Consider the following 16,055-nt stretch of genomic DNA (forward strand, 5'->3'; position numbering starts at 1 on the left):
CGACGGAGGCGTCGGCCGTCAGGGGGCGGGTGGCGGCCGGGGTGTCGGCGGCGGGGGCGGGCGGCGGCGTTCGGTTGGCTGTCTGGTCGGGCGCGCCCGAAGGGTCCGGCGGGCCCGCGCGCCCCGCCTCGCCCGCCGTCTCCGCTCGGGCGGGTACGCCCGGCGCGTCCGGGCGCGGGGCGCCGCCGAGGGTGGCGAGCAGGGGGAGTTCGCGCAGGGCCAGGTCCGCGTCGGCGAGCAGCGCGGCGGCGGGCTGGTCGCCGACCGGTACGCCCAGCCGCTCGCGCAGCCCGGCGCGCAGCCGGCGGGCCAGGGCGAGGTCGGTCGCGTCGGCGTGGTGGGGGCGGGCCAGCAGGCGCTGCTCGACCAGCCAGTCGGTGAGCCGTTCCGGCGTGCTCAGGTCGTCGGTGCCCTCCTCGACGTCGAGCGTGTTCGCGAAGTCCTCGATGAGTCGGGCCGTCGCTGGCTCCTCGTACACGTGCCGTCGCCTCCTTCGCGAGTCGCCCCGCGCCGGCCGGGTGGTCCCGGCGGTGGGGTGTCGGTGTCGCGCCCGGGCGCGTCGCGCTGCGCCCGATGCGAGCCCGTCGCGTGGGCGGGCTCGGGGCGCCTCCTCCAGCCTACCCCGCCTCTAACCGGCAAAGCGTTTGACCGGTTGACGGCTTCGGCGGGCCGTGCCAGGCTCCTCGCGATAACCAGTCAAAGTCGATAGCTGGTTACGCCGGTTTGATGGAGGGGACGACCTCGATGAGCGTTGACGCCGCGACCACCGCCGCACCCGCGACCGCCGACCCCCCGCGCGCCGCGCCACGCGGTGGGGCGCGGTCGCGCAACACCGCGGTCCTGCTGGTCTTCACCGCGATCACCAACCTCGCCGACGGCGTCACCAAGATCGCCCTGCCGTTGATGGCCGCCCGCATCACCGACTCGCCCGGTCGGATCTCGCTCGTCTCGCTCGCCCTGACCGTGCCGTGGCTGCTGGTGGCGCTGCACGTCGGCGTGCTCGTCGACCGGGTCGACCGGCGCCGGCTGCTGTGGCTCGCGGACGGCATGCGGCTGCTGGCCGTCGGCGGACTGCTGGCGCTCGCCGCGGTGGACGGGGTGACGCTGGGGGCGCTCGCGTTGGCCGGGCTGGTGCTCGGGGTGGCCGAGGTGATCGCGCTGACGTCGGCGGCGGCCCTGGTGCCGGTGGTGGTCCCGCGCGCGGAGCGCGAGCGCGCCAACGCGTGGCTGACCGGCACGGAGACCGTCGCCAACGAGTTCTGCGGCCCCTTCGTGGGCGGTCTGCTCGTCGCCGCGGGCACGGGGGTGGCCCTCGGCGCCACGTGGGTCACCTACGCCGCCGCCAGCCTGGTCCTGCTGCTGCTCACCGGCCGCTTCCGGGCCGTGCGGGACGTGGCGCAGCCCGGCCCCGTCGAGGCGGGCCCCGTCGAGGTGGGGCCCGTCGAGGTGGGGCCCGTCACCGACGGTCCGACCGACGCCGACACCGCGGGCGCCGTGCGGCCCGTGACCGTCGACGGCGGGCGGCCCCCGGCCGCGCCCGACACCGTCCACGCGCAGATCGCCGAGGGGCTGCGGCACCTGTGGGGGCACCGGCTCCTGCGCACCATGGCGCTCATCCTGACCGTGCTGTGCGCGAGCTGGGGTGCCTGGCTCGCGCTGATGCCGCTGGTCGCGACGCGGTACATGGGGCTGTCGCCGGACGCGTACGGCATCGTGCTGAGCGCGCTCGGCGTGGGCGGGCTCGTCGGGGCCGTCGCCACGACCTGGGTCAACCGGCTGCTCGGCCGTCGCTGGGCGATGTTCGCCGACCTGCTGGGCACCCTGGCGATGATGGCCGTACCCGCCCTGACGACGCGGCTGTGGGCGGTCGCGCTGGCGGCGTTCGTCGGCGGCATGGGCGGCACCCTGTGGACCGTCAACGCCCGCCTCATCGCGCAGAACCAGGTGCCCGAGGCGATGATGGGCCGCTACAGCGGCGTCGCCCGGCTGCTCAGCTGGGGCGCGCTGCCGGTGGGCGCCGGGCTGATGGGCGTGCTGGCCGAGTGGTGGGGCGTGCGGTGCGCGTTCCTCGTCTTCGCGGTGAGCGTGGCCGCGACCGTCCCGGTGTTCCTGCGCGTGGTCACCCCGGAGGCGCTGCGCGCGGCGGAGTGAGCCGGGGCGCCCGGAGCGCCCGGGCGACTCGCTCGCCCCTCGCCCCGCGCCGGGGGGCGCGCTCGGGTGCGAGGCCGGCGGCCAGGTGGCTCCACCGCCCGCCGCGAGCGGCGTGTTCGCGGGCTCTCGCCGGGTATGGGGGCCGCGGGTACGGTACCTAGGGGGGTGCGCGGGGTGCTGAGCGAGTCACAGAGATGGGTGAGGCGTACGACACCGGATGCGGTGCAGCCGACTCATGCCGGGCCAGCGAGGCGTGGGCGCCTCTCGGGGCTACTGTCCGCGACCGGACTGCTGCTGGCCGTGATCTGTGTGGTCGGGCTGTTCGTCGGCCGCCAGGCTCAGCAGCTCGCTACGGGGGAGAGCGCGACCGTGCGCACCGTGGCGCGCTGCGCGGAGGCCGGTGGGCCGGGCACGGAGCCCGAGCACTGCGAGGGGGAGTGGCAGTTCGCGGACGGGCGCGTCAGCATGGGCGAGATCGAGGGCCCGCAGGTCGCCAAGGGCGACACGGTGTTCGCCGGCAGCGGCTGGGCGTACGCCTCGCACACCCGGCTCAGGCTCCAGGTGTGGATTCCGGTGGGGCTGTGCACGGCGTTCGTCGGTCTCGCCGGGGCCTTCTGGGTCATATACCGCCGCGACCAGCGCGCGGTCCTCACCCTGAAGCCGGCCCCCACCTCCGGCCGCGCGGCCCGTTCCTGAGGCGGGGCTACGCGCGTCACGGCCCCGTCCGGTCGCGGGGTATGACCGCCGCAGTGGCCGAGCGCGCGGCGGCCGGTGCGCTCCCGTGCCGTCGGAGGGGGCCCGTCGGCGGCGCGCCCCGCTCCGGCGTGGCCGGGTGAGCGCGGTGGTCACGGGGCGGGGACGTTCACCACGGCGCGGTAGGGGTCGTACGGCGTGGGGCCGAGCGGGCGGATGCCCGGGAGGGCGTTGACGGCGTCGGCCAACGCCTGGGCCGTGCCGCTCCCGGCGAAGGACCGCCACCCGTCGTGGGAGGCCCACTCCGCGTAGTTCAGGACCCGCAGGCCGTCCAGGCTCAGATGGAAGTGGGCGGCGACCAGGTCGGGGACGGGACTCTCGCGCAGTCCCGCGATCACCAGGTCGGCCAGGCGGCGCTGCTCCGTGGGCCCGTCGGTCTCGAACTCGCCCGTCACCACGGCTTCGACCACGGCCCGGGCGGCGGGGCCGGTCGGGGTCCCGGCGCCCGGCGCGGGTACGTCGGCGGGGGCGCGGTAGCTGTCGTACAGCCGGTAGCGGGTCAACCCCGGGCGCTCGATGCCCGGCAGCGCGTCGTCGATGGCGCGGACCAGGGCCGGACGGCGGGTGCGGACGAAGGCGTGGTGGTCCTCGTCGTTGGTCCACTGCGCGTAGTTGAGGACCCGACCGCCGTCCGTGCTCAGCAGCGTCGTCAGCGTCAGCATCGCGTCGGGGCGCTCCATCGCCTCCCAGGAGTCCACCAGGGAGTCGGCCGCGGCGCGCTGGAACGCCGGATCGCTCACCAGCCAGGGGCTGACCAGGATGGTCCCGGCGTCGGGCCGGGTGACGTCGGGGAGGGGCGGGGTGGTGGCGGGGGAGGTCACGGGGCGCTCCTGTCGTGCCGGGGGAGAGCGGGCCGACGATCGCCCGCGAGCCCGACTCTGCTACGTGAACCACGGTTCAAGTCAACGCCGGGCCCTCGCGCCTTCGCCCCCTCGAACGCCGGGCCCCGCCCCGCGGGAGATCGTCCCGCCGGGCCGCACGTCGTCGGGGCCCGCCCCGCCGGGCCGCACCCCGCCAAGTCCGCACCTCCTCGCGGGGCCCCGCGCGCTGGCCCGCGCGTCGCGGGACCCCGGCCCGCCAGGCGCCGCCCTCGGTCGGGCCCCGCCGTCGCTACTCCCTCGGGTCGGTGCGCAGGACGTCGTCCACGTGGGCCGCCGTGCGCGCCAACCGGGCGCGGATGGCGGCCAGTTGGGTCGTCGTGACGCCGTGGTCGCGGGCGGCGTCGCGGACGCCGTCACGGAACCGGTCGAGCAGCCGCTCCAGGTCGCGTGCCGGGTCGGTGGACGCGGCGCCGTCCGCCGTGGCCCACTCGGGAAGCGGGCCGGTCGGGCCGTCGGGGGTCCCCGCCTCCTCCTGTGCCCCCACCCCCTCCCGGGTCGTGGGCGCGTCCTCGACGCGCTCGACGGTGACGTCGGCGTCCGGGGGCGCGGAGTCCGCGCCGTCCGCCCGGGAGCCCGGCTGGCCCATCCGCGTCATGGCGCGGGTGACCTCGGACAGGCTCTCGCGCAGCGCGCCCTGCCAGTCCCCGGTCCGCAGGTGCGCCTGGGTCTGCTCCTGCACCCGGCGGGCGATCCGCTCGATCTCCTCGCGCGCGAAGTCGCGGGCGTCCCTGGCCTCCCGGCGGGCGCGCTGGGCGTCCTGCTTGGCGCGACGGCTCTCCTCCTTGGCCCGGCGCGCCTGTTCCTTCCACTCCTCCTTGGCCCGCCGCAACTCCTCCTTCGCCTGCCGCCACGCCTCCGAGTCCGCCCACGGGCCGCTCTCCCAGGGGGCGCCGCCGCCCTTGCCGCCCTTGCTCTCCCCGGCTCCGCCGCCCGCCCGGTCCCGCCCGGCCCCGCCCGCGTCGGCGCGCCGCTCGTCGCGGGGTCCCGGCCGTTCGCCCGCGTCGGGGCCGGTTCTCCCGGCCGTACGCGCCTGGGTGGCGGCCTCGCGCATCTGGCGGCGCAGGTCGCTGGCCGAGCCCCGCACGTCCTCGCGGATCTCGGCGGCCAGCTCCGCGACGGACTCGCGGATCTCCAGCTCCAGGTCGGCCAGTTCGCCGCCCCGGTCGCGGAGTTCGGCGCGGCCGGCGTCGGTGAGCGAGTAGACCTTGCGCCCGCCCTCGGTGGTGTGCGTGACCAGGCCCTCGGCCTCCAGCTTGGCCAGGCGCGGGTAGACGGTGCCGGCCGAGGGCGCGTACAGGCCGTGGAAGCGTTCCTCAAGCAGTCGGATGACCTCGTAGCCGTGGCGCGGGGCCTCGTCGAGCAGCTTGAGCAGGTACAGGCGCAGGCGCCCGTGCGCGAAGACGGGGGGCATCAGAGGACCTTCTTGTCGAACGAGGGGGCCTGGGGGGAGTCGGCGGGGCGGTGCGGGGTGCTCGGGTCGTCCGGTCCGGCCGGGCCGGGGGACCCGTCGGCGGGGTCGGTCCCGGTGTCCTCGGCCGGTGGGCGGCGGAGGACGGCGATGGCGCCTGAGATGCTCGTGGCCTTCAGCCGACCGCCCGCCGTACCCAGCGTGCCCGTGATCTTGCCGCCCGCGCCACCGGGTGAGACCCAGGCGCCCCACGGCCCGGCCCACGGGCTGCCGTCCACCTGGAGGCCGTCGAAGGCGTTGGAGACCAGGCCGCTGGTGGTCTGGGCGTCGACCGCCACGTTCGCCGAGTCCGGCAGCCGGATCGCGATCTCGCCGGAGACGGTGGTCAGGTGCAGGTCGGCCGGGGTGGCGGAGGGCGCGACGTCCACCACCATGTCCCCGCTGACCGAGTCCGCCCGGACCGTGGAGCCGGTGCCGTCGATGACGGTGAGCTCGCCCGACACGGAGTTGAAGTGCAGGCTCCCGCCGAGGGACTGGGCCTCCACGCGGCCGGAGACGGTGTCGGCGCGCACCTGGCCGGTGAGGCCGACGAGTGTGCTGTCGCCCGAGATGCCGCGCACCTCGGTGCGTCCGCTGAGTCCCGAGACGACGGCCGTGGCGTGCACCGTGCCCACCTCGGCACGCGCGCCCGTGGGCACGGTCAGGGTGATGTGCGCCGTGCGCTGCCAGCCCTTGCGGTCCAGCAGCTTGAGGAAGCCCTGCCAGGGCAGGTCCTCGTACGCGATGCTCAGCGTGCCGTTCTCGACGCTGACCAGCAGCGGTGGGCCCGCGATCTCGGAGAGTTCGAGGCGGGCGGGGCCGGCGTCGGAGCCGACGACGTTGACGGTGCCGTCGACGATCCGTACGTGGAGCGCGGTGACGGGGTCGTCGAACGTGAGCTTCTGTGGCGCGCTGAGCGACCACGTGGACCGGGCTGACATGCGGGGCCTCCCCAGGTGGAGCACGGACGCAACATATCGCGTCTACTGCTGAACACGATATATCGCGGATTGTGGAAGTCAAGCGGCGCGGTCGGCGCCCACGGGGCGCGCTCAGGGTCGGCTGGGGCCCTGCTCAGGCGCCGGTCAGGGGCGGCTCAGGGCGTGCTCAGGTGGCGGTCAGGGCACGCTCGCGGGCGTGTCCGGTGGATGGCTCGCGCATCTTCACCACTGCTAGCTTTCATCTCCGCACGCGGTGGACACGCCAGGTGACGGCATGTCACCAGGAGTGCCCCGGCGCGGCGCTGGACCGCGCGCCGGCGGCCCACCCGACCGGAAGCCGGCGCGGCGGGGAGCGAGGCCGACACGGAAAGGGGAACGGGGCCGCACCCGGGGCGGGCGATGACCGGGGCACGGCGCTAGCGGAGTCGGAAGAGGCGAACCAAGCCCGGAGGAGAAGGGTCAGTGGGGTTGATGAAGGTCCCATCGTTGACGGTCGCGACATCCGACGGGGCGACGGCGGCGGAGTCCGTCGCCCACCTGCTCCGGGAGGCGGCGCGCCGTCACCCGGACGCCGGCCTGCACTACCTGCCGGACGAGCCCTCGGGTGAGGCCGTCTTCCAGTCGTACCCGCGCCTGCTCGACAGCGCGGAGCGGCTCGCGGCCGGCCTGGCCCGGCGCGGGCTGGCCCCGGGCGACCCGGTGGCGCTGCTCCTGGACCGGGCACGGGACGTCGTTCCGGCCTTCTGGGGCTGCGTGCTGGGCGGGTTCGTGCCCTGCCCGCTGCCACCCCTGCCGGCCGACGCCGATCGCGGCCGGGCGCTGTTGGCCCAGGTCGACGACGTGCTGGACGGGCCGTTGTGGCTCACCACCGAGGCCGTGGCCGCCGGCGCGGCGCCGGTCGGGCGGACACGGACGGCGCGCGTCGAGGACCTGATCGTGGCGGCGCCGGGGTCGGGCGGGGACGGGCCGGCGGCCGGGGCGGGGGCCGGTGACGGCCTCGCGCTGCTCGTCCTGACCTCGGGTTCCACCGGCCGGTCCAAGGCGGTGCGGCTCACCCACGCCAACCTGCTGGCCGCGATGGCGGGTAAGGCCGAGCGCCAGCGCCTGACCAGCGCCGACCGCACCCTGAACTGGATCTCCTTCGACCACGTGGCCGCGCTCCTGGAGGCCCATCTGCTGCCGCTCGCGGTGGGGGCCGAGCAGTTCCACGTGGCCAGCGCGCGCGTGCTGGGCGATCCCCCGGAGTTCCTCCGACTGCTCTCCCGTCACCGCGTCACGATGACCTTCACCCCGAACTTCCTCCTCGGCCTGCTCAACGCGCCGCACGCGCCGGCCACGCACGAGCCCGCGACGGACGCGCCCGCCACCGACCGGCCGCCGGCGATCGCCCCGCCCACGGCCGGCGCCCCCGACGTCGGTCACCCCGCCGAGCGGCTCGACCTGCGGGCGTTGCGGCACATCGTGAGCGGCGGCGAGGCCAACGTACGGAGCACCGGCGAGGCGTTCTTGGTCCGCCACGCCCCGTACGGCCTGCGCGGGGACGCCCTGTGGCCCGCCTTCGGGATGACCGAGACCTGCGCCGGCAGCGTCTACTCGCGCGGCTTCCCGGAGGTGGACGCGGGGCGGGAGTTCGCCTCGCTGGGCCGGCCGGTGCGCGGGCTGCGCGTCCGGATCGCCGACACGCGGGGGCGGGTGTGCCCGGCGGGCGAGGTGGGCGAGCTCCAGCTGCGCGGCCCGATGATCACCGACGGGTACCACCGCGACCCGGCCGCCACGGCCCGCGCGTTCACCCCCGACGGCTGGTTCCGCAGCGGCGACCTGGGCCGGATCGACGGGCTCCCCGACGGCGCCCCCAGCGTGCTGACCGGCGAGGCCGACGCCGACGCCGCGCGTGGTGTGGGCGATGTGGATGCCCCTTCCGACGGGAGGGGCGCGGGCGCGGCGTCCGCGTCGGGGGGCGGCGCCGCGCGGTCGGACCCGGCCGGTGTCGCGCGCGGGGCGGCGCGGGAGGCAGCGGCGGGGCGTCTCGTCCTGGTCGGGCGGGCCAAGGACAGCGTCATCGTCAACGGCGTCAACTACTTCAGCCACGACATCGAGACGGCCGTCGGGCGCCTGGCGGGTGTCGCGCGCGGGCACGTCGCCGCGTTCCCCATCCGCCGCGCGGGCCACGACACCGAGGAGCTGGTGGTGGCCGTCCAACCGGAGCCGGCCGCGTCCGGCGGGCCCGCGCTGCACCGGCTGCTGACGGCGGTGCGCGCCACCGTCGTGGCGCACTGGGGGTTCCGGCCGGCCCACGTGCTGCCGCTGCCCGCGCGGGCCTTCCCCCGGACCAGCCTCGGCAAGACGCTGCGCCAGCGGATGCGCGAGCGCCTGGAGGCGGGGGCGTACGACACCGTCATCGCGGAGGTCGCGGCGCTGGCCGAACGCCAGCTCGGCGGCCACGTCCCGCCGCGCGGGCCCACCGAACGGGCGCTGGCCGCGATCTACGCCGAGCTCTTCGAGCGCGACCGCGTCAGCGCCACCGCCAGCTTCTTCGACCTGGGCGGCACCTCGCTCGACATCCTCCGGCTCCGCCGCCGGGTCGCGGCCACCCTCGCCGTCGCCGACCTGCCCGTCATCACCGTGCTGACCGCCCCCACGGTGCGCCAGCTCGCCGCGCGACTGGAGGCCGGCCCGCTCGCGGGGGCCGCGCCGGCGGCGTACGACCCGGTGGTCGCGCTCCAGAGCGGCGGCGCCAAGACCCCGCTGTTCTGCGTGCACCCCGGCGTCGGCGAGGTGCTGGTCTTCGTCAACCTCGCCCGCTACTTCGCCGACGACCGGCCCTTCTACGCGCTGCGGGCCCGGGGCTTCGACGCGGGAGAGGAACCGTTCGCCAGCTTCGCGGAGATGGTCGAGACGTACGTGGCGGCCATCCGGGCCCGCCAGCCGCACGGCCCGTACGCGGTCGCCGGCTACTCCTACGGCGGCGCCGTCGCCTTCGAGATCGCCAAGCGGCTGGAGGCGCTCGGCGAGCGGGTGGACTTCGTCGGCAGCCTGAACCTGCCGCCGCACATCAAGTACCGGATGGACCAGCTCGACCTCGTGGAGACCGCCACCAACCTGGCCCTCTTCCTCGACCTGATCGACCAGCGCCGCGCCCGCGAACTGCCCGCCGCGCTGCGCGCGCTGCCCGCCGAACGCCGCCTGGCCCACCTGCTGGAGCAGGCCCCCGCGCGCCGGCTGCGCGAACTCGACCTGGACCTGCCCGGGTTCACCGCCTGGGCGCGGCTGGCCAGCGGCCTCACCGCGCTCGGCCGCGACTACCAGCCGCGCGGGACGGTGCGCGCCATGACGGTCTTCTACGCCACCCCGCTGCGCGGCACCAAGGCCGACTGGCTGGCGCACGAGCTGCGCCGCTGGGACGAGCACACCCGCTCGAAGAATCGTTACATCGAGGTGCCGGGCGAGCACTACACGATGCTCGGCCCGGCGCACGTCGCCACCTTCCAGGCGATCCTGCGCGGCGAACTCGACCGGGCGCTGGGCGAGGACACCGGCCCGTGAGACGGCGGTGGGCCCCGACCGGGGCCCACCGTGGCTCCACCCCGCGCGGCCGGCGGCACGAAGGCCCGGACGCGGCGGTACACGTTGGTGCACAACGACCCGAGGAGAACCGGTGGAAGGAAAGAAGATCCTGGTCACGGGCGGCACGGGGCAGGTGGCGCGGCCGGTGGCCGAGGCGCTGGCCGCGCGCAACGAGGTGTGGTGCCTGGGGCGCTTCGGCACCCCGGGCGTGGCACGCGCCCTGGCCGAGCGTTCCATCACCACCCGGTACTGGGACATGAACGACACCTCGCCCACGGCACTGGAGGGTGTGCCCACGGACTTCACCCACGTGCTGCACAGCGCCGTGCGGCGCGGCGAGGACGGCGACTTCGACGCGGCGGTGGCCGCCAACGCCGTGGCGACCGGTCAGCTCATGGCGCACTGCGCGGGAGCCGAGGCGTTCCTGTACGTGTCCACGGGCGCCGTCTACGCGCGCCAGGGCCTGGACCACGCCTACCGCGAGAGCGACCCGCTGGACGGCGTGGCCGACTGGTTGCCGCCCTACCCCGTCGCCAAGATCGCCGCCGAGGGCACGGCCCGCGCCTTCGCCCAGGTCCTGGGCCTGCCCACGACCATCGCGCGGCTCAACATCGCGTACGGGCCCGGCGGCTACGGCGGCGTACCGATGCTCTACTTCCAGCGCATGCTCGCGGGCGAGCCCATCGCGGTGCCCACCCAGGGCCAGAACTGGTGCTCCCCGCTGTACACCGACGACCTGGTGCGCCAGGTGCCGCTGCTGTGGGACGTGGCCGCCGCCCCCGCCCGGATCGTCAACTGGGGCGGTGACGAGCCGATCGGCGTCACCGACTGCGTCCGTCACCTGGCGGAGCTGACCGGCGTCACGCCGCGCCTGGTGCCCAGCGAGGTCACCCGCGAGACGTACGCCTTCGACCCGACGCTGCGGCGCGCCCTCATCGGCGACTGCGTCGTCGACTGGCGCGAGGGCATCCGGCGCACGCTGGCGGCGCACCATCCGGGGCGGCTGCTCGCCGAGGCGGACGCGTGAGCCCGGCGGCGCGTACCGTACGGGCCCAGGACGGGGAGCGCAGAGCAGACCAAGCACAGCGGACCCGGCGCCTCAGACCCCGGTCGGCGGGCCGCACGAACCGAGGAGAACACCGGTGACCTCCCAGAACATCGCGACGATCCGCGCGGCCTACGCCGGCTTCGCCAGCCATGACATCGAGCGCGTGCTCGCGGCCATGTGGCCCGACGTGGAATGGGTCCACCCCGAGGGCATGGGGGGCGAGCTGGGCGGCACGAAGCTGGGCCACGCGGGCATCAGGGACTTCATGGCCCACGTGCCGTCCGTGCTCGGCGGCATGCGGCTCAACCCGGTGGAGTTCATCGAGGCCGGCGACCGGGTGGTGGTCTTCGGCACCCGGGAGGTCACCTCGCACCGGGGGACCACGGGAACCCTGGACTTCGTGCACTCCTGGACCATGCGGGAGGGCCGGGCGGCCAGGATGGAGGACATCTTCGACACCGTCATCTTCCACCGGCTGATCGAGAGCTGACCCCGGGCCACGTGGCGGCCGGCTCGGCCCGGCCGGCCGCCACGGGTGCCCTCAGACGGTGCGTACGACGTCCTCGTAGGGGAGCCGGGGAAGCCGCTCCCGCCAGGCGTCGGGGCCCGGACGGCCGATGTTCACCACGAGCAGCGCCTGGTGTCGGCCGTCGGGGAAGAACTCGCGGGTCACCCCCTCCGGCTGGAAGCCGGACATGGGGCCGGCGGCCAGGCCGGCGGCGCGGACGCCCACGATGAAGTAGCCGATCTGCAGGGTGGCGTTGAAGCGCGCCGACGCCGCGCGCGCGGTCGGGTCGGTGAAGAAGCGTCGCGGGTCCGCCAGGTGCGGCACCAGGCGCGGCAGCTCCTCGTCGAAGTCGAGGTCGGCCGCGAGCACGGCCACCAACGGCGCGGTCGCGGTCTTCGCGCGGTTGCCGCTGGCCATGTGCGCCACCAGCCGCTCCCGCGCGCCGGCCGAGCGGACCAGGACCACGCGCAGCGGCTGCTGGTTCAGCGACGTCGGGCCGTACTTGACCAGTTCGTGGATGGCGGCGACCTGGGCGTCGGTGACCGGCTCGTCGGTGAAGGTGTTCGCCGTGCGGGCGGTACGGAAGAGCTGGTCCTGGGCCTGCGGGGACAACGTGAGGGGCGTGCTGGCGGCACGGTGCGCCGGTGCGGTCATCGAAGCTTCTCCTGACGGTGGCGAGCGGGTGGGAGGCCGGGCGGCGGGGCGGCACGGGGCGTACGCGGTGGCGCGGGGGAGGGGGGACGGAGGCGACGCGAGTGGCGTGGGGACGGCGTACACGTCGCGTATTTCATGGACTGTGCTGTCTAGTTCGCGTCCGGAGTGAAGGCTAGAGTCGGCGGACACATGAGGGCAAGGCCGGCCGCGCGCGGCCCGTTCGGCGCGGGCCGCGGCGTGCGGGCGGGGGAGGTGGAGCGTGGGCGACCAGCGGGTGGACGGGGCGCGCGGAGGACGTCGGGGCGGTGCGGTCGGCCGTCCGGCCGGTCGACTGGCGGCCAAGCGGGAGGCCATCCTGCGGGCGGCGGTGGCGATCTTCCTGCGCGAGGGGTACGACCGGGCGAGCGTGGACGCCATCGCGGAGGAGGCGGGCGTCTCCAAGCAGACCATCTACAACCACTTCGGCGGCAAGGAACGCCTGTTCCTGGCGGCGGTCGAGGGCGAGCGGCACCGCGTGGCGGCCCGCTTCGCGGCCCCGCCGGCGGTCGGCGGGCAGCCGTCGGCGGGCGGCGGAGCGCGGGGCCTGGCAGGCGGCCCCGACGAGCGGGCCACACCACCTCCCACCCCGACCCCGCCCGTCCCGGCCCCGGCCCCGCCGTCGGCGGACGCCCGCGCCGCGCTCGCCGCCTACGGCCACCAGGTGTTGGCCGTGCTGCTCGAAGAGCGGGCCTCCGCGCTGCGCCGGCTGATCATCGCCGAGGCCGCGCGCTACCCCTCGCTGCGCCCGGCCTGCGCGCAGGGCGAGCCGGAGGCCCTCGTCGCGGCGGGCGCGGACCTGCTACGCCAGCGCACCCGGACGGGTGAGCTGGCCGTGCCCGACCCGGCCGGCGCCGCCCGACAACTGGTCGCCCTGCTGGTCCAGCGCGGGCTCCACGCCTCGACCTACGGCACCCAGCCGCTCGCCGACACGGACGCGGTGACGCTCTGCGACGAGGCGGCGGAACTGTTCGTTCGGGCCTATCAGGCTTAACTTGGGAACCCGGGGCATAAGACCGGGTGCTCGCGCGGGGAGCGCCCCGCCCGAACCACGGCCCACCGGGGCGAGCGGCTCGCTTTCGGACGAACGGTCACTGCGTGGTGAACATGCCTGAACCCCCTGCCCTGCCCTCCGACGCGCCGCGCGGTCGCCCCCTCAGCGGCGCGCTGCTGCTCTGTCGGGCCGACCCCGACGCCGTACGCCCCTCGGCCGGCCTGCTGCCCACTCCGCTGTTGCTGGCCCCGGCCGGCGAGGGCTGGAGCGTGCTGCTCCCGGCGGAGCCCGAGGAGCCGCCCACGGCCCCACTCGCGCGCGGCGACGCCGACCGCCCGGCCCCGCCGGACGCCGGGACGGACCCCGAGCGGGGCGGCCTCGGCGACGCGGCGGGCCTGGTCGGAGCGGTGGCCCGGGCCACCGGGCGGGGCGGCACGGAGCGGCGGCCCCCGCTCGCGGACGCGGACGCCCTGGCCGACCTGGCCCGTACCGTCGCCGCCGGTGAGCCGTGGCCGGTGATCGGCGTGTGGTGGGGCCCGGATGGGGCGGGGTTCACCGTCGCCACCGGCTTCCGGCGCCCGCTGACCTTCGCCTGGCTGGCCGACGGCGCCCCGGCCGGCGACGACGAGGCGGCCAGCGCCCTGATCGCGCGGCTGGGCCTGGACCCGGTGCTGGACGGCGCCTCGCTGGACGAGCTGACCCGGGCGACCCCGACGAGCCAGGCCCCGGACGGCTCCGGCGCGACCGACGGCGCCCGGCCCGGGGCGGCCGGCGCGGCGGCCGGGCCGAACACGGTGGTCCAGCAACGGCTGGTCGGCCTCGTCGCGGTGCTCTCCCGGGCCGGGCTGCGGCTGCCGGCCGGGCTCACCGCCGGCGCGCCCGAGCGCCGCCTGCACGCCGCGCTGCACGCGGCGCCCGGCGCCGAGGTCCTGGTCTGGCGCGGCTGGCGGGACGCCGTCCGGGCCGAGCTGAACAGCCTGCGCGACGGCCCGCCCGGGCCCTGGACGCGCGGCCCCCGGGTCACGGCGGTGTGCGCGGCCCAGCTCGCCGTGGGCCTCCCGCTCGCGGTCTGGGGCCTGCGCCGGCACCGGCCCGGCTGGGCGACGCTGGGGGCGCTGCTGGCCGTCGACGGCGCGGCCGGCCTGGTCTCAGGCAGGGCGCGCGAGCGGTCGGCGACCAGGGACGCGGGCGGGGAGGCCGGCTGCCCCGGACGGTGACGCGGGCTCGCGCGGCGGGGTGGCGGGACCGCCCGGACCGTCACGCCCGGCGCCCCGCCCCGTGACCGCGCGCGCCCGCCGGGGCCCGGCCCGTGTCGGGGGCCGGGCGCGGCGGGCGCGGGTGGGTCAGCGCGGGACCAGCGGGTGCGTCTCCTGCGGGGTGCGGGTGGGCGCGTACCGCGCGATCGTCGTGCTCGGGCGCAGGTCCTTGTGGACGGCCCGGGAGACGGCCTGGATGGCGTTCACGCCGTCCTGCATGGTGCGGTTGTCGTGGCTGAGGACGGTGATCGTGTAGTCCTTGCCGCCCTTGCTGAACGCGCCGATGCTGTGCACCCGCCAGCCGTGCGTGGCGCGCGAGAGCCAGCCGTTCTTCACGTGGATCGCGGTGCCGCTCGGCGCCCCCGCCGGGGTGCCCCAGCGCTGCGCGGTGACCACCTGGCTCATCAGCTTGCGGACGTACGCCCGCGAGGCGTCGGTGAGCACCGTGTTCCTCGTCATCACCAACTGGAGCAGCCGCTGCTGGTCGCGGGCGGTGATCTGGGTCAGCCCCCAGTAGCCGCCGCTGCCCGGCACCGTCTTGGTCATGCCGGCCGCGCGCAGGAAGTTCTTCACCCGCGTGACCCCGAGCTGCTTCCACAGCGCGCTGGTCGCGTCGTTGTCCGACTTGGTGATCATCGCGGTGGCGAGCTTGGTCTCCCGCTGGGTGAGCTTGCGCTTGGACTTCTGCGCGTCCCACAGGAGGGTGCCGAGCACGGTCACCTTCACCACGCTGGCCGAGTCGTACTTCTGGTCGGCGCGCAGCGTGCACGTGGTGCCCGTGCTCTGGTCGTACAGCGCGACCGCGGCCGTCGCGCGCCGGCCCTTGAGCGCCGCGTCGATGTCCTTGGTCAGTTTCGCGGCCAGCCCCGGCTTCTTCGAGGAGCACACGGGCTTGGGCGCCGCGGCGGTGGCACTCCCGGCCCCCGCGACCGGCGGCACGAGCACCCCCGCGGCCAGGGCCGCCGCCAGGGCGCCGAGCCCCGGCTTGGACAGGCGGGACGCCCTGGATATTCGGTACTGCGGCATGAGGTTCCCCCATTGGCGGCGCGCTGGGCGCCGCGCACGTCATGTCTTCGGCGCACCGGCGTGCGCCCCGACTCCAAGACAGATCAGGGGTGCCGAAAGGTTGTGCGGGGGATGTTCGAATTCTGTGACGAACGCGACCACGACGACGGGCGGGCGACCGGGGCGACGCCCGCCGTCACGCGCGGTGGTCGGGCGGGCCCGGCGCGCGGCGGGCCCACGGCCCCTCCGGACGCGGGTGCCCCGTCGACGTGCGGAGCGGGGAACGCGCCCACCCGCCCGGCGGCGCGGGCGTCACGCGGCTCACGGGCCATGGGCCACGGGCCACGGGCCACGGGCCGAGCCTCCCGCGCGGGGCGGCGGGGCGAGTGGCGCACCGGCTCCGGGCAGGGCCTCCCGCGCGGGGTGGCGCGGGCGAAGCGTGGCGTACGGGCTCCGGCCAGGGGCCCGCGCGGGGTGGCGGGTCGGGCGACGCGGGGGCCGCCGTGCCCGGGGCGGTGGGGCTACTCGTCGTCCTCGTCGTCCAGCCGCGCCAGCCAGGTCGCCAGCCGCTCCACCGGGATCTCGAAGTCCGGGTTGAGGTCGACGAACTCGCGCAGCCGCTCGGCGAGCCACTCGAAGGTGACCTCCTCCTCGCCGCGCCGCTTCTCCAGTTCCTCGATGCCGCGGTCGGTGAAGTACAAGGCGTGCTCCGCAAGACGAGAGGGGCGAGGGGAACGGGGTCGGGGTGCGCTGGGCCGGCCCGACCGCCACCGTCCAGGATAAGCGCTGCCCCACGGAGCCCCCGGCCCCGCCCTGA

At 76.3% G+C, this 16,055-nt stretch carries 13 protein-coding genes and 1 pseudogene; 7 read left to right on the forward strand and 7 right to left on the reverse strand.

Annotated features, from left to right (window positions below; genetic code table 11):
- Window positions 1–160: 160 nt before the first annotated feature.
- Window positions 161–478 (reverse strand): annotated as a pseudogene (locus ACFVFR_RS18415) (ABATE domain-containing protein); the annotation flags it as partial.
- Between the two features lie 266 nt (window positions 479–744).
- Here ACFVFR_RS18415 and ACFVFR_RS18420 point away from each other — a divergent pair.
- Both ACFVFR_RS18420 and ACFVFR_RS18425 read left to right on the forward strand, forming a co-directional pair.
- A complete protein-coding gene (locus ACFVFR_RS18420) occupies window positions 745–2,151 on the forward strand; it encodes an MFS transporter (protein WP_383702758.1) in 1,407 nt (468 codons plus the stop codon).
- A 222-nt stretch (window positions 2,152–2,373) separates the two neighbouring features.
- Window positions 2,374–2,847, forward strand: coding sequence for a hypothetical protein (locus ACFVFR_RS18425; RefSeq protein WP_383702760.1), 474 nt, complete (start codon window positions 2,374–2,376; stop codon window positions 2,845–2,847).
- 149 nt (window positions 2,848–2,996) lie between these two features.
- Here ACFVFR_RS18425 and ACFVFR_RS18430 read toward each other — a convergent pair whose 3' ends face one another.
- The 3 genes from ACFVFR_RS18430 to ACFVFR_RS18440 all read right to left on the reverse strand — a co-directional run bounded on the left by ACFVFR_RS18430 (window position 2,997) and on the right by ACFVFR_RS18440 (window position 6,173).
- Window positions 2,997–3,725: an antibiotic biosynthesis monooxygenase gene (locus tag ACFVFR_RS18430; protein WP_383702762.1), complete on the reverse strand. Its 729-nt coding sequence runs from the start codon at window positions 3,723–3,725 to the stop codon at window positions 2,997–2,999.
- Between the two features lie 289 nt (window positions 3,726–4,014).
- Complete coding sequence (locus ACFVFR_RS18435) at window positions 4,015–5,196, reverse strand: helix-turn-helix transcriptional regulator (RefSeq protein ID WP_383702764.1); 1,182 nt, start codon at window positions 5,194–5,196, stop codon at window positions 4,015–4,017.
- Complete coding sequence (locus tag ACFVFR_RS18440) at window positions 5,196–6,173, reverse strand: DUF4097 domain-containing protein (protein ID WP_383702766.1); 978 nt, start codon at window positions 6,171–6,173, stop codon at window positions 5,196–5,198. The genes ACFVFR_RS18435 and ACFVFR_RS18440 overlap by 1 nt, the downstream gene beginning before the upstream one ends.
- 471 nt (window positions 6,174–6,644) lie before the next feature.
- On the opposite strand from ACFVFR_RS18440, the gene ACFVFR_RS18445 reads away from it, so the two are divergent.
- The 3 genes from ACFVFR_RS18445 (at window position 6,645) to ACFVFR_RS18455 (ending at window position 11,275) form a co-directional block, all read left to right on the forward strand.
- A complete protein-coding gene (locus tag ACFVFR_RS18445; RefSeq protein ID WP_383702768.1) occupies window positions 6,645–9,716 on the forward strand; it encodes an alpha/beta fold hydrolase in 3,072 nt (1,023 codons plus the stop codon).
- A gap of 112 nt (window positions 9,717–9,828) precedes the next feature.
- A complete protein-coding gene (locus ACFVFR_RS18450) occupies window positions 9,829–10,764 on the forward strand; it encodes an NAD-dependent epimerase/dehydratase family protein (RefSeq protein ID WP_383702770.1) in 936 nt (311 codons plus the stop codon).
- A 115-nt stretch (window positions 10,765–10,879) separates the two neighbouring features.
- Window positions 10,880–11,275: a nuclear transport factor 2 family protein gene (locus tag ACFVFR_RS18455; RefSeq protein WP_383702772.1), complete on the forward strand. Its 396-nt coding sequence runs from the start codon at window positions 10,880–10,882 to the stop codon at window positions 11,273–11,275.
- A gap of 51 nt (window positions 11,276–11,326) precedes the next feature.
- Here ACFVFR_RS18455 and ACFVFR_RS18460 read toward each other — a convergent pair whose 3' ends face one another.
- A complete protein-coding gene (locus tag ACFVFR_RS18460) occupies window positions 11,327–11,947 on the reverse strand; it encodes a malonic semialdehyde reductase (RefSeq protein ID WP_383702774.1) in 621 nt (206 codons plus the stop codon).
- 259 nt (window positions 11,948–12,206) lie between these two features.
- Between ACFVFR_RS18460 and ACFVFR_RS18465 the strand changes: the two genes are divergently transcribed.
- Together ACFVFR_RS18465 and ACFVFR_RS18470 are read left to right on the forward strand one after the other, a co-directional pair.
- Window positions 12,207–12,977 (forward strand): TetR/AcrR family transcriptional regulator, encoded by a 771-nt coding sequence (locus ACFVFR_RS18465; protein WP_383702776.1) that lies wholly within the window; start codon window positions 12,207–12,209, stop codon window positions 12,975–12,977.
- Window positions 12,978–13,090: 113 nt separating this feature from the next.
- Window positions 13,091–14,194 carry a hypothetical protein gene (locus ACFVFR_RS18470; protein ID WP_383702778.1) on the forward strand — a complete coding sequence of 368 codons (1,104 nt, stop codon included), beginning with the start codon at window positions 13,091–13,093 and terminating at the stop codon, window positions 14,192–14,194.
- 126 nt (window positions 14,195–14,320) lie between these two features.
- On the opposite strand, the gene ACFVFR_RS18475 is transcribed toward ACFVFR_RS18470, so the two are convergent.
- Both ACFVFR_RS18475 and ACFVFR_RS18480 read right to left on the reverse strand, forming a co-directional pair.
- Complete coding sequence (locus tag ACFVFR_RS18475) at window positions 14,321–15,259, reverse strand: serine hydrolase (protein ID WP_383702780.1); 939 nt, start codon at window positions 15,257–15,259, stop codon at window positions 14,321–14,323.
- Window positions 15,260–15,759: 500 nt separating this feature from the next.
- Entirely contained in the window at window positions 15,760–15,939 is a 180-nt protein-coding gene (locus ACFVFR_RS18480) for a DUF6104 family protein (RefSeq protein ID WP_176164035.1), read from the reverse strand.
- Window positions 15,940–16,055: the final 116 nt, after the last annotated feature.

The sequence above is a fragment of the Streptomyces sp. NPDC057702 genome (genome assembly GCF_042799315.1).
In the GTDB taxonomy this organism is placed as follows: domain Bacteria; phylum Actinomycetota; class Actinomycetes; order Streptomycetales; family Streptomycetaceae; genus Streptomyces.

What these genes read in the sequence shown, in the direction of transcription:
- ACFVFR_RS18420 (WP_383702758.1), top strand. Translation starts at nt 745, where the DNA reads ATGAGCGTTGACGCCGCGACCACCGCCGCACCCGCGACCGCCGACCCC.
- ACFVFR_RS18435 (WP_383702764.1), bottom strand. Translation starts at nt 5,196, where the DNA reads ATGCCCCCCGTCTTCGCGCACGGGCGCCTGCGCCTGTACCTGCTCAAG.
- ACFVFR_RS18440 (WP_383702766.1), bottom strand. Translation starts at nt 6,173, where the DNA reads ATGTCAGCCCGGTCCACGTGGTCGCTCAGCGCGCCACAGAAGCTCACG.
- ACFVFR_RS18445 (WP_383702768.1), top strand. Translation starts at nt 6,645, where the DNA reads ATGAAGGTCCCATCGTTGACGGTCGCGACATCCGACGGGGCGACGGCG.
- ACFVFR_RS18460 (WP_383702774.1), bottom strand. Translation starts at nt 11,947, where the DNA reads ATGACCGCACCGGCGCACCGTGCCGCCAGCACGCCCCTCACGTTGTCC.
- ACFVFR_RS18470 (WP_383702778.1), top strand. Translation starts at nt 13,091, where the DNA reads ATGCCTGAACCCCCTGCCCTGCCCTCCGACGCGCCGCGCGGTCGCCCC.
- ACFVFR_RS18475 (WP_383702780.1), bottom strand. Translation starts at nt 15,259, where the DNA reads ATGCCGCAGTACCGAATATCCAGGGCGTCCCGCCTGTCCAAGCCGGGG.